The organism is Streptomyces sp. NPDC001002, assembly GCF_053599215.1.
Map to the genome: position 1 here is coordinate 1 of NZ_JBSFLV010000115.1, position 12,969 is coordinate 12,969.

Annotated in this window: 7 protein-coding genes; 3 read left to right on the top strand and 4 right to left on the bottom strand. The window is 70.1% G+C overall.

The genetic code is table 11. The features are described 5' to 3' along the window. Positions 1-113: 113 nt before the first annotated feature. Positions 114-5,069: an NAD-glutamate dehydrogenase gene (locus ACWDR3_RS35875; RefSeq protein ID WP_450356752.1), complete on the bottom strand. Its 4,956-nt coding sequence runs from the start codon at positions 5,067-5,069 to the stop codon at positions 114-116. A 581-nt stretch (positions 5,070-5,650) separates the two neighbouring features. Between ACWDR3_RS35875 and ACWDR3_RS35880 the strand changes: the two genes are divergently transcribed. Beyond that, positions 5,651-6,217 carry a DJ-1/PfpI family protein gene (locus ACWDR3_RS35880; protein WP_401727151.1) on the top strand — a complete coding sequence of 189 codons (567 nt, stop codon included), beginning with the start codon at positions 5,651-5,653 and terminating at the stop codon, positions 6,215-6,217. A 107-nt stretch (positions 6,218-6,324) separates the two neighbouring features. Here ACWDR3_RS35880 and ACWDR3_RS35885 read toward each other — a convergent pair whose 3' ends face one another. Together ACWDR3_RS35885 and ACWDR3_RS35890 are read right to left on the bottom strand one after the other, a co-directional pair. Beyond that, positions 6,325-6,990 carry an HAD family hydrolase gene (locus ACWDR3_RS35885; protein ID WP_450356753.1) on the bottom strand — a complete coding sequence of 222 codons (666 nt, stop codon included), beginning with the start codon at positions 6,988-6,990 and terminating at the stop codon, positions 6,325-6,327. A 128-nt stretch (positions 6,991-7,118) separates the two neighbouring features. Further along, a complete protein-coding gene (locus ACWDR3_RS35890) occupies positions 7,119-7,634 on the bottom strand; it encodes a DUF6912 family protein (RefSeq protein ID WP_450356754.1) in 516 nt (171 codons plus the stop codon). A 350-nt stretch (positions 7,635-7,984) separates the two neighbouring features. On the opposite strand from ACWDR3_RS35890, the gene ACWDR3_RS35895 reads away from it, so the two are divergent. Next, positions 7,985-9,010: an Rv3235 family protein gene (locus ACWDR3_RS35895; protein WP_450356755.1), complete on the top strand. Its 1,026-nt coding sequence runs from the start codon at positions 7,985-7,987 to the stop codon at positions 9,008-9,010. A 192-nt stretch (positions 9,011-9,202) separates the two neighbouring features. On the opposite strand, the gene secA is transcribed toward ACWDR3_RS35895, so the two are convergent. Further along, positions 9,203-12,046, bottom strand: a complete 2,844-nt coding sequence (gene secA, locus ACWDR3_RS35900; protein WP_450356756.1) for a preprotein translocase subunit SecA — start codon at positions 12,044-12,046, stop codon at positions 9,203-9,205. Between the two features lie 280 nt (positions 12,047-12,326). Here secA and ACWDR3_RS35905 point away from each other — a divergent pair, with 280 nt between their 5' ends. After that, positions 12,327-12,902, top strand: coding sequence for a GNAT family N-acetyltransferase (locus ACWDR3_RS35905; RefSeq protein WP_450356757.1), 576 nt, complete (start codon positions 12,327-12,329; stop codon positions 12,900-12,902). The last annotated feature ends 67 nt before the right edge of the window (positions 12,903-12,969 follow it).

Consider the following 12,969-nt stretch of genomic DNA (forward strand, 5'->3'; position numbering starts at 1 on the left):
CGGCCGGAGATCAGCGCCTCGGCCGCGGGGTTGCCCGCGAAGGCGGCGACCACGAGGTCGCCGTCGGGGCGGACCAGGTCGACGCGGTCCGGGGCCCCTTCTGTTCCTACTGGTTACGTGTGCGCCCGCAGCAGCGTCCGCATCGTCCGCATCGCCACCGACAGGTTGGCGAGGTCGAAGGCCTCCGAGCCCTGGATCTCGTCCAGGGTCGTGCGGGCCCGGCCGAGGATCGGCGCGTTCTTCTCCTCCCAGGCCTTGAAGCGCTGCTCGGGAGTCGAGGTGCCGTTGCCGACCGCCAGGACGTCCGCGGTCAGCGCCGAGTGCGCCGCGTAGAGGTCCTCGCGGATGGAGGCGCGGGCCATGGACTGCCAGCGGTCGGCGCGGGGCAGCTCGATGATGCGGTCCATGAGCTGGGTGATGTGGAGGCGGTCGGCGAGGTCGTAGTAGACCTCGGCGACGTCCATCGGCTCCTTGCCCATGCGGTCGGCCACCGAGACGATGTCGAGCGCCGGGAAGGCCGAGGAGAACCCGGCCACGCGCGTGGCCAGCTCGTCCGGGACGCCCGCGCCGGTCAGCTCGTCGTGGATGCGCTGCCACCACTCCTGGTCCGCGCCGCGCAGCAGCTTCGGCAGCTGCTGCCACACCAGCTCGACCCGCTCCGCGAAGAACTCCACCGTCTCGGCGAGCTCCAGCGGCTGACGCCGGTTGTTGAGCAGCCAGCGCGTGCCGCGCTCGACGAGCCGGCGCGAGTGCAGCCGGATCCTGGTCTGGACGGCGGCCTCGACCTTGTTGTCCAGCGCCTCGACCGCGTCCCACACCGGCGCCGAGCTGAAGATCCGCCGGGCCACGGTCTGGGCCCGGACGATCTCTTCGAGCGACGCCCCGGTCTCCTCGCGCAGCCGGTGCAGATACGTCGTACCGCCCGTGTTGACCGTGTCGTTGACCAGCACGGTCGTCACGATCTCCCGGCGCAGCGGGTGCTTGTCCATGTACTCCGGGTACGCCTCGCGCAGCGCCGTCGGGAAGTACGCGTCCAGCAGACTGCGCAGGTAGGGGTCGTCCGGCAGCGTGGTCTGCAGCAGCTCGTCGGCGACCGTGATCTTCGTGTACGCCATCAGCACGGCCGTCTCCGGGCTGGTCAACCCCTGGCCCTGGGCGAGGCGTTCGCGGATCTGGCGGTCGGTCGGCAGGAACTCCAGCGCCCGGTCGAGGTGGCCCGAGCGCACGAGGTGGCGGATGAACCGCTGCTGGGCGTGGAGCATGTCCTTGGACTGGGCGAGCGCGTTGGCGATCGCGGTGTTCTGCGCGTAGTTGTTGCGCAGGACCAGGCGGCCGACCTCGTCGGTCATCTCCGCGAGCAGCTTGTTGCGCTGCTTGACGGTCATGTCGCCGTCGGTGACCAGGCCGTTGAGCAGGATCTTGATGTTCACCTCGTGGTCGGAGGTGTCCACGCCCGCGCTGTTGTCGATCGCGTCCGTGTTGATCTTGCCGCCGGCCAGCGCGAACTCGATCCGGCCCAGCTGGGTCAGACCCAGGTTGCCGCCCTCGCCGACGACCTTGACGCGCAGGTCGGCGCCGTCGACGCGGATCGGGTCGTTGGCCTTGTCGCCGACGTCCGCGTGGGTCTCGGTGGACGCCTTCACATACGTACCGATGCCGCCGTTCCACAGCAGGTCCACCGGCGCCTTGAGGATCGCCCTCATCAGGTCGGCCGGGGTCATCTTGGCGACCTTTTCCTCGATGCCGAGGGCCTCGCGGATGTGGGCGTTGACCGGGATGGACTTGGCGGTACGGGGGAAGACGCCGCCGCCGGTGGAGATGAGGTCGGTGTCGTAGTCGGCCCAGCTGGAGCGGGGCAGGTCGAAGACGCGGCGGCGCTCGGCGTAGGAGGGGGCCGACTGCGGGTTCGGGTCGATGAAGATGTGCCGGTGGTCGAAGGCGGCGACCAAACGGATGTGCTCGGACAGCAGCATGCCGTTGCCGAACACGTCACCGGACATGTCACCGATGCCGACGACCGTGAAGTCCTCGCTCTGGGTGTCGACGTCCAGCTCCCGGAAGTGCCGCTTCACGGACTCCCAGGCACCGCGGGCGGTGATGCCCATGCCCTTGTGGTCGTAACCGGCCGAGCCACCGGAGGCGAAGGCGTCCCCGAGCCAGAAGTTGTACGTCTCCGCGACCCCGTTGGCGATGTCCGAGAACGTCGCCGTGCCCTTGTCGGCCGCGACCACGAGATACGTGTCGTCCTCGTCGTGCCGCACGACGTCGGCCGGAGGCACGACCTCGCCGGCCACCATGTTGTCGGTGATGTCGAGCAGGGCCGAGATGAACGTCTTGTAGCTGGAGATGCCCTCCGCGAGCCACGCGTCCCGGTCCACGCTCGGGTCCGGCAGCTGCTTGGCGACGAAGCCGCCCTTGGCGCCGACCGGCACGATGACGGTGTTCTTCACCATCTGTGCCTTGACCAGGCCGAGGATCTCGGTGCGGAAGTCCTCCTTGCGGTCCGACCAGCGCAGACCACCGCGCGCGACCTTGCCGAAGCGCAGGTGCACGCCCTCGACCTGCGGCGAGTACACCCAGATCTCGTACGCGGGGCGCGGTGCGGGCAGATCGGGGATCGCCTGCGGGTCGAACTTCATGGACACGTACGCGTGCGGCTTGCCGCCCGCCGCCTCCTGGAAGAAGTTCGTCCGCAGCGTCGCCTTGATGACCGTCAGGAAGGACCGCAGGATCCGGTCCTCGTCGAGGGAGGCCACCTGGTCGAGGGCCGCGTCGACCTCTTCGAGGAGGGCGTCGACGATCTCGTGGCCCGCGCGCTGGCGGTCCGGCGACATCCGCGCCTCGAACAGGGAGACCAGCAGCCGGGTGGTGTGGACGTTGCTGCGGAGGGTGTCCTCCATGTAGTCCTGGCTGAAGGTGGAGCCCGCCTGGCGCAGGTACTTGGCGTACGCCCGCAGCACCATGGCCTGGCGCCAGGTCAAACCGGCGCTCAGCACCAGGGAGTTGAAGCCGTCGTTCTCCGCCTTGCCGGTCCAGGTGGCGGCGAAGGCCTCCTGGATGCGCTCGCGGCCGTCGTCACCGAGGTAGTCCGCGCTGCCGTTCTGCGCCTTGGGCATGCGCAGGCCGAAGTCGTAGATCCAGGCGATGCTGCGGTCCGAGCAGCGCAGCTCGTAGGGCCGCTCGTCCATCACCTCGACGCCGAGCCGGTTGAGCACCGGCAGCACCGCGGAGAGGGTGATCGAGGCGCCCTTGCGGTAGATCTTGAAGCGGCGCTCCTCGGGAGCGGCGCCCACCGGCTCGTACAGGCTGAGCGCGAAGTCCTTGCCGCCCTCCGAGTGGGTCTCGCTGAGCTGCTCCAGGTGGACCAGGTCGGCGACCGCCGCGCGCGGGGAGTGGTCGGCCTTGTAGCCCTCGGGGAAGGCGCTGCCGTACTTGCGCAGCAGCTCGGCGGCCTTCTCCTCGCCGCACTCCGCGTTCAGTGCCTCCCCGAACGCGTCCGCCCAGGAGCGGGCGGCCTCGACCAGGCGGGCCTCGATGCGGTCCTTGTCGGCGTCGGACAGCTGCGGCAGCTCGGTGCCCTGCGGGACGCGGACCACGAAGTGCAGCCGGGACAGGATCGACTCGGTGTTCCAGGCCGTGAAGTCGACGCTGGTGCCGCCCAGTTGCTCCTTGAGGATGTCGATGATCCGCAGCCGGACGCCGGTGGTGTAGCGGTCGCGCGGGAGGTAGACGAGGGCCGAGTAGTAGCGGCCGTATTCGTCCTGGCGCAGGTAGAGACGCAGGCGCCGGCGCTCCTGGAGGTAGAGCACCGAGGTGACGATGGACTGCAGCTCGTCGACCGGGGTCTGGAAGAGCTCGTCGCGCGGGTACGTCTCCATGATCTGGAGCAGGTCGCGCCCGTCATGGCTGTTGGGCGAGAAGCCGGCCCGGTCCAGGACCTCTTCGACCTTGCGCCGGATGACCGGAACCCGGCGCACCGATTCGGTGTACGCGGCGGACGAGAACAGTCCGAGGAAGCGGCGCTCACCGATCACGTTGCCGTCCGCGTCGAACTTCTTGACGCCGATGTAGTCCAGGTACGACGGCCGGTGCACGGTCGAGCGGCTGTTGGCCTTCGTCAGCACCAGGAGCTTGTGCTCGCGGGCCTTGGCGCGCGCGTCGGCGGGCAGCCGCTCGAAGGACGGGCTGACCGGGTGGCTCTCGTCGCCCGCGTGCTGCGGGTCGGAGCGCAGGATGCCGAGGCCGGTGCCGGGCACGGCGGCCAGCGAGTCGTCGTCCCGCAGTTGGTACTCGCGGTAGCCGAGGAAGGTGAAGTGGTCGGCGGCCAGCCAGCGCAGCAGCTCGCGGGCCTCCTCGACGTCCTGTGCGCGCAGGTCGGAGGCGACCGGCTCCTTGGGCAGCTCCTCGGCCATGCGCAGGGCCGCGTCCCGCATCTTGTCCCAGTCCTCGACGGCCTCCCGGGCGTCGGACAGGACCCGCAGCAGGTCGGCGGTGATCTGCTTGAGGTCGTCGCGGTCGGTCTCGCGGTCGATCTCGACGTGGATCCAGGACTCGATGTGCGCGTCGTGCGGCAGCTCGCCGGCCGACTGCGCGGTGAGCACCTCGATGAGCTTGCCGGTCACGTCACGACGGACGACGACCTGCGGGTGGATCACGACGTGGATGCCGCGGCCCTGCCGGGTCAGCTCGTTGGTCACGGAGTCCACGAGGAAGGGCATGTCGTCGGTGACGACCTCGACGACGGAGTGGCTGCACGTCCAGCCGTTCTCCTCGACCGTCGGGGTGTGCACCCGCACGTTGGCCGTGCCCTGCGGACGGTTCTCGGCCAGTCGGTAGTGGGAAAGAGCGGCTCCGAAGACGTCGACCGGCTCGCGGTCGCCCAGGTCCTCCGGGGCCGTGTGCAGGTAGTAGCGCTGGAGGAACGCGAGTACGGATTCGCTGTCCGGGGTGTCCGGATCGCCCTCGTCCGCCGTCCCGGTCGGTAGGTTCCCCCCGACCGGGCTGTTCTCAGCTACCCGAGCGGCCCTCTCCAGCAGCTCGGCCTTGGCTTCGTCCAGCTTGGTCTGCATTGTCCTCTGGCTCCTGTCGCGCGCCGTTGCGTGACGTAGAAGGAAGTACGGGGTCTTCCCCTGCGGCTCGACGCCACGGCCCGGGTTCTCCGGTCTGCTCCGACGCTATGCCGCAAGGTGAGATGAGCGGGGGGTTATCAGCCAATGTCGGCGCCCCTGCGGGGTGTGACGCTGCTCTCGGCGGCGCCTCTTCCCGGGGGGTGCGCGGCGCCTCGGCGGCGCTCACGCCTCCGTCCCGCCCGCGCGGACCAGCGACCGCCGCCCGGACACGGATGTGGTCCGTGTTCACCGGGCGCAGGGCAGGGGCAACAGTGCCCCCGCGAGCTATCGCGCTGATCACGCCACCCAGGCTATCGCTCCTTGCGGGGGCCCCGTCATGAGCCGTATGTGTACAAAACCAGGGGTGGAACTTTGACGTTCTGCACAGGAGCGAAGTACGCGTCGAGGGCGTATTCCGCGCGACCGCGGACAGGGCGGACAGCGGCGGCAGTCTTTGGCGAAACTCCCCCATGAGCTCCCTCCCTCCTCCGTTCGGCGCACGCCCCCTTGGCAAGCGCGCCCGACGGGGGCACGTTGCCGACATGACAGCCAAAATCCTGATCGTCACCGGCGACGCGGCGGAGTCCCTGGAGGTCCTGTACCCCTACCAGCGGCTCCGCGAAGAGGGCTACGAGGTCCACATCGCGGCCCCCACGCGCAAGCAGCTCCGGTTCGTCGTCCACGACTTCGAACCCGGCTTCGACACGTACACCGAGAAGCCCGGCTACACCTGGCCCGCCGACCTGGCCTTCGCCGACGTCGACCCCGGTCAGTACGCCGCCCTCGTCATCCCCGGCGGCCGCGCCCCCGAGTACCTGCGCAACGACCCCGAGCTGCGCAAGATCCTCAAGTCCTTCTTCGACGCGGACAAACCGGTCGCCCAGATCTGCCACGGCCCCCTGCTCACCGCGGCGATCGACAGCCTGCGCGGCCGCCGGGTCACGGCGTACCCCGCCCTTGAGCCCGACATGCAGGCCGCCGGAGCCACCTTCCAGGACACCGAGGCGGTCGTCGACGGCACCCTGGTCTCCTCCCGAGCCTGGCCGGACCACCCGGCGTGGATGCGGGAGTTCTTGACGGTGCTGCGCGCGAAAGCACCGGTGACCTAGGCGGTCGGCGGGGTGGGGGCGGGGTCACGTGGGTTGGCGGGGGGGGCGGATCGGTTGGCCTGGACCGGAGTGACCGACCGACTCCCACTGCTCCGCCCCCGGCAGGGCTACGCCGCTATTCGTTCCGCCTCCGCGACCGCTTCCGCCAGTGTGTCCACCACCGGGACGCCGACCGCCTCCAGGCTGGCCCGGCCGTGCGAACCGCCGGTGTAGAGCACGGCTCGGGCGCCGACGTGCAGCGCGGCCACGGCGTCGTCGGCTGCGTCACCGATCACCACCGTGCGCGCGGGTTCCACCAACTCCAGTGCGCCCAGGTGGCGGACCATGTGCTCGGCCTTGCTGCCGCCGGAGGGCCCGATCCGGCCTTCGACGCGCAGGAAGTGCGGCTCGATGCCGAACCCCCGGACCAGCGGGACCAGTTCGTCGTGCCCGTACATGCTCAGCAGCGACTGGCTGCGCCCCGCCGACCGCCAGCCGGCGAGCAGCTCCACCGCGCCGTCGGTGAGCCCGCACCCCACCCGGTGCTCGGTGTAGTACCGGTGGAAGGTCTCGTCCATGACCTCCCACTCGGCGTCGGTCGGCAGCCGCCCGAGCAACCGCTCGTAGAACTTCGGCACCGGCACGCAGTACAGCTCCCGGTACCGCTCCATCGTGATCGGCTCAAGGCCCAGCTCGGCGAAGGCCGCGTTCGTCGCACCGATGATCGCGTCGTTGTCGTGAAACAGCGTCCCGTTCCAGTCCCACACGATGTGGGCCCCTGTCTGCATCCCCATGCCAAAAACGTACCCGCCGCCACTGACAATCAAGAGACCCGCAGGTCAAGTGGGCATGAAGGGGACGGATGGGGCCGGCGAGCCAGGGCGAGACGTCCTTCAGCACCGCCGCAAGCGAAAACTCGGCTTCAGTCCCCGAGTCCCACCAAGTTCGGGATCTCCTGCGTCGCGAACCACAGCAGCTCGTGGTCCTCGGCCCCGTCCACCACGAACTGCGCGTCGTCGTCCCCACCGTCCGCCGCACCCACGGCATCGGCCGCGGCGGCCACGTCCGTCTCCGCGTCGTCGGCGTCCACATGCACGGCGGCCGCCTTGCCCAGCGCCACGGTCCCGGCGACCCGCACCTCGCCCAGCGCCGCCGGATCGAGCCCGCGGTCGGGGTCGGCGACCGCGGCACCGTCCGCCACGTCGAGGGCGACGACGACCCGGCGCCGTACCGCCGCGGGGTCCGCCGCCAGCTGGCGCAGGGAGGCCAGCGCGGCCCGGTTCAGCGCCGCGTACTCCAGTTCCTCGATGTCGTCCGAGAGGTACCACTCGCGCAACGCGGGGGTGACGGCGTAGGCGAGGAACGGTCCGGTCGCCAACTCGCCCGTCTTGTACGCCTCGGCGAGACCGGAGAGGGTCAGGGGGACGTAGACGCGCATGGCAGGCCGCTTTCGGTCGGTGGGTTCCGCAGGGTCCCGGGGAGGGCTGAGCCGCGCCTCCCGGAGGGGCTTCAGGATACGTGCGGGGGCCGTACGGGACTCGGTTGGAGTCCCCTTTCGAGTCCCCACCCGCACCTCGAAGGGCGTCCACCCCGGTCCCCGGAAGTCACCCGGGGCACCGCGGAGAACACGGGGTTTCAGGCCCCCTCGATCACTCGGATAAGTGAACATCCCGGCCACCCCGACCCGGGCCGCCGCTTCCTTGCCCCGGCCGCCTCCGCCGCCGTACAAGATCCCCACCGCAAAAGTTACCGCCCGGTATGAACCGGGCCGAGCGAACGGGGACTCCCATGCACAAGGTCATGACCAGGGCGCAGCACCGCACCGCCGGTCGCCCACCGGCCCGCCGCGCCCCGGGCGGGACCGCGCCCCTCACGGCCCCCGACGGCGACCGCCCGCCGGGCTCCCGCGCAGGCACCCTCACCCCGCGCACAAGGCCGACGGACGGCCGCCCGGCGCCGGGCCCGAGCAGGGGCACCACGACCGCTCAGGGGGGCGTCAGGCGGCCACGGGACACCGCTGCTCCGGGCACGGTCACGCCGTCGCTGAACACCCCCGCTTCGGGCACGGTCACGCCGCCGCTGGACACCCCCGCTTCGGACACCGCCACGCCGCCGCTGGACACCCCCGCTTCGGACACCGCCACGCCGCCGCGGGACACCATCGCTCCGGGCCCGGCGTCGCCGTCGCGAGACATCACGAGGGTGCCCGCAGCGCGCACCGCCACCAATCCCGCAGCACGCACCGCCACCAACCCCACCGCGCGTACCGCCACCAGCCCCACCGCACGCCCCGCCACCACCACCGCTGGTCTCACCACTCACACCGCCCCCGGCGCCGCACCCGCCTCGCGCACCCCGGCCCACGCCCCGCCCGGCGCCTACCCCACCCCGGTCACCGCAGGCGGCACGCCCGGTCCCGCGGCCCGTACGACCGTCCCCGCCCAGGCCCGGCGTCTGCCGCCCGCCCCGCAGCCCCGCCCCACCGACCTCTTCGCCGACCGGCTGCTCGCGGTGCTGAGCGGTCAGCGCCCGGTGCACTGGATGCTCCGGCACACCGCGGGCCGCGCCTACGACGAACTGGCCCTGCTCGCCGACCGCACGCCTCTACGCACGCGTGGCACCCGACCCGTCGTCCGCGACATCGGCTACTTCGTCCCGCGCGAGGGCGCCATCGAGGCCTTCGCCCGGATCGGCGCCGGCGACCAGCTGCGAGCCATGGCCTTCCGCCTGGAACAGGGCGCGGATCTGCGCTGGCGGTGCACGGCGGTGGAGATGGGCGGCCCACGCCCGACGCACCTCGCGGACGACGACTGACCGCCGACCCGGAGGCTCCTGCCCTGGCACCCGGGCACCCGACCACCTGGCCCAGAGGCGCCTTGTCCCGCCACCCGCCCCCGGCCCCGACGCCGTGCGCGCCCCATCGCACGCCGAAGGGCCGGGCACCCTGGGGGTGCCCGGCCCTTCCTGCGTCACGGCGCTCCAGGCGCCGTCACATGCTGCTCCTGGTTACTTCTTGCGGCGGCTACGGCTGCGCGACTGCTTGCGGCGCTCCGCGCGCGTGAGGCCGTCGGCCTCGGAGCGCACCGGCTCGTCGTCACCGGCGAAGTCGCCCTCGATGGTGCCGCCTTCGCCGTCCACGGTCGGGGCGGAGAAGTGCAGGTTCCGGCGCGCCGGGGCGTCCAGGCCCTTGGCGCGGATCTCCGGACGGCCGTTCGCCTGGGCCGGCACCGCGTCCTGCTTGGCCATGTCGACCGGCGCGGCGTCCTCGACCGGGACCTCCTCGACCTGCTGCTCGACCTGGACCTCCAGGTTGAACAGGTAGCCGACGGACTCCTCCTTGATGCCCTCCATCATGGCGGTGAACATGTCGAAGCCCTCGCGCTGGTACTCGACCAGCGGGTCCTTCTGGGCCATCGCGCGCAGGCCGATGCCCTCCTGGAGGTAGTCCATCTCGTAGAGGTGCTCGCGCCACTTGCGGTCCAGGACCGACAGCACGACCCGGCGCTCCAGCTCACGCATGATCTCGGAGCCGAGCTGCGTCTCGCGGCCCTCGTACTGCTCGTGGATGTCGTCCTTGATGGACTCGGAGATGAACTCGGCGGTCAGTCCGGCCCGGTCGCCGGCCGCCTCCTCCAGCTCCTCGACGGTGATCTTCACCGGGTAGAGCTGCTTGAAGGCGCCCCACAGCCGGTCCAGGTCCCAGTCCTCCGGGAAGCCCTCGGCGGTCTCCGCGCCGACGTACGCGTCGATCGTGTCGTCCATGAAGTGCACGACCTGCTCCTGCAGGTCCTCGCCCTCCAGGACGCGGCGGCGCTCGCCGTAGATGACCTCGCGCTGGCGGTTGAGGACCTCGTCGTACTTGAGGACGTTCTTGCGGGTCTCGAAGTTCTGCTGCTCGACCTGCGACTGGGCGGACGCGATCGCGCGCGTGACCATCTTGTTCTCGATCGGGACGTCGTCCGGCACGTTCGCCATGGACATCACGCGCTCGACCATCTGGGCCTTGAACAGGCGCATCAGGTCGTCGCCGAGGGAGAGGTAGAAGCGGGACTCGCCCGGGTCGCCCTGACGGCCGGAACGACCGCGCAGCTGGTTGTCGATACGCCGCGACTCGTGCCGCTCGGTGCCGAGGACGTAGAGCCCGCCGAGGTCCTTGACCTCCTCGAACTCGGCCTTGACCGCCTGCTCCGCGTTCTTCAGAGCGGCGGGCAGGGCCTGGGCCCACTCCTCGATGTGCTCCTCGGGGTCGAGACCGCGCTGGCGCAGCGCCGCCTCGGCGAGGTCGTCGGGGTTGCCGCCGAGCTTGATGTCCGTACCACGGCCGGCCATGTTGGTGGCGACCGTCACGGCGCCCTTGCGGCCGGCCTGGGCGATGATCGGCGCCTCACGGTCGTGCTGCTTCGCGTTCAGCACCTCGTGCTGGATGCCGCGCTTGGAGAGCTGCTGCGAGAGGTACTCGGACTTCTCGACCGACGTCGTGCCGACGAGGATCGGCTGGCCCTTCTCGTGCTTCTCCGCGATGTCGTCGACGACCGCCTCGAACTTGGCGACCTCGGTGCGGTAGATCAGGTCGGACTGGTCCTTGCGGACCATCGGCCGGTTCGTCGGGATCGGGACCACGCCGAGCTTGTAGATCTGGTGGAACTCGGCGGCCTCGGTCATCGCCGTACCGGTCATGCCGGACAGGCCGGACTGCTCCTTGCCCGACTGGTCGTGGCGCTTGTAGAGGCGGAAGAAGTTCTGGAGGGTGATCGTGGCGAGAGTCTGGTTCTCGTCCTTGATGTCCACCCCTTCCTTCGCCTCGATCGCCTGGTGCATGCCCTCGTTGTAGCGGCGGCCGGCGAGGATACGGCCGGTGTGCTCGTCGACGATCATGACCTCGCCGTCGAGGACGACGTAGTCCTTGTCCTTCTTGAAGAGTTCCTTGGCCTTGATGGCGTTGTTCAGGTAGCCCACCAGCGGGGTGTTCACCGACTCGTAGAGGTTGTCGATGCCCAGCCAGTCCTCGACCTTGGCGACCCCGGACTCGTGGATCGCGCAGGTGCGCTTCTTCTCGTCGACGTCGTAGTCGCCGCTCTCCTCCTCGCCCTTGAGGGGGTTGCCCGCCTCGCCGCGCTTGAGGCGCGTGACCAGCTTGGCGAAGTCGCCATACCACTTGGTGGCCTGGTCGGCCGGGCCGGAGATGATCAGCGGCGTACGGGCCTCGTCGACCAGGATGGAGTCGACCTCGTCGACGATGGCGAAGTTGTGACCGCGCTGGACGAGCTCGTCCTGGGCCCACGCCATGTTGTCGCGCAGGTAGTCGAAGCCGAACTCGTTGTTCGTGCCGTAGGTGATGTCGCACGCGTACTGCTCGCGACGCTGGGCCGGCGTCATGTTGGCGAGGATGCAACCGACTTCCAGGCCCAGGAACTTGTGGACGCGGCCCATCATCTCGGAGTCGCGCTCGGCCAGGTAGTCGTTGACCGTGATCAGGTGAACGCCCTTGCCGGACAGCGCGTTCAGATACGCGGGCAGGGTGCCGACCAGGGTCTTGCCCTCGCCGGTCTTCATCTCGGCCACGTAGCCCAGGTGGAGGGCGGCGCCGCCCATCATCTGCACGTCGTAGTGCCGCTGGCCAAGGACGCGCTTGGCGGCCTCGCGCACGGTGGCGAAGGCTTCGGGAAGCAGGTCGTCCAGACTCTCACCATCGGCGTACCGCTGCTTGTACTCATCGGTGAGGGCCCGCAGCTCGGCGTCGGAGAGGTCGACGAAGTCCTCTTCGATGGAGTTGACCTGGTCCGCGATGCGGTGCAGCTTGCGCAGGATCTTGCCTTCGCCTGCACGCATGATCTTCGAGAGGACGGACACGGGGGTTGGTCTCCTTGCCGGTCGGGCCTGGCAGAGTCGGTTTCCTTGGACTTACTGAGCAACGGCCATCGTATGCGAGGACACCACCAAGCCGGGAGGCCTGTCGCGACGACGACCTCTCACCGCTTCGCGCGCTGCTTCAAATCTTCTTCAAAGGGAACAACGGCCGGGCCCCGCCGATGGTGCCGCGCCCCGCCGACGAATTGCGCGAATTGTGATCACCCGCTCACGGAGCGCTAAAAGATGGCGCTCTCGCGGGCGTTCCGAGCAGAATCGGCCGATGGAACCCGTGACGCTCACGACGGCCCGCCTACTTCTGCGCACGGTCGGTCCGCAGGACACCGACGCCGTGTACGCGGCCGCACAGGACCCCGACATTCAGCGCTGGACCACGATTCCGTCCCCCTATCTGCCCGAGCACGCGCGGAGTTTCACGGAACAACTGGTCCCGGACGGCTGGGCGAACTCCTCCATGTTCACGTTCGGCGTCTTCCTTCCCGAACCCGAAGGCGACCTGGTGGGCATGCTCAGCCTCTCGATGCGCTCCCTGGGGGTGGCCGAGGTCGGGTTCTGGGGCGCCAAGGAGCACCGCGGCCACGGCTACACCACGGAAGCCGCCCTCGCCGCCTCCCACTGGGCGTTCACCCAGGTGTCGATCGACCGCGTCGAATGGCGCGCGGAGGTGGGCAACACGGGCTCCCGCGCGGTGGCGGAACGGGCGGGCTTCGTCGTCGAGGGCACGCTGCGTTCCTCGATCAACAACAAGGGCGTACGACGGGACTGTTGGGTGGGCTCCCTGCTGCCGTCGGACCTGGGACTGCCGTCGACGGCGCCGTATCTGCCGGCGCCCGCTTAGAGCCGGCGCTCCGGTCGTGACCGGCGCTTTCGCCGTGCCCGGCGCCGCGGCATACCCGCAGCTCACG

Coding starts and splice junctions, on each gene's coding strand:
- ACWDR3_RS35875 (WP_450356752.1), bottom strand. CDS start 5,069: ATGCAGACCAAGCTGGACGAAGCCAAGGCCGAGCTGCTGGAGAGGGCC.
- ACWDR3_RS35880 (WP_401727151.1), top strand. CDS start 5,651: ATGACAGCCAAAATCCTGATCGTCACCGGCGACGCGGCGGAGTCCCTG.
- ACWDR3_RS35885 (WP_450356753.1), bottom strand. CDS start 6,990: ATGGGGATGCAGACAGGGGCCCACATCGTGTGGGACTGGAACGGGACG.
- ACWDR3_RS35890 (WP_450356754.1), bottom strand. CDS start 7,634: ATGCGCGTCTACGTCCCCCTGACCCTCTCCGGTCTCGCCGAGGCGTAC.
- ACWDR3_RS35895 (WP_450356755.1), top strand. CDS start 7,985: ATGCACAAGGTCATGACCAGGGCGCAGCACCGCACCGCCGGTCGCCCA.
- ACWDR3_RS35905 (WP_450356757.1), top strand. CDS start 12,327: ATGGAACCCGTGACGCTCACGACGGCCCGCCTACTTCTGCGCACGGTC.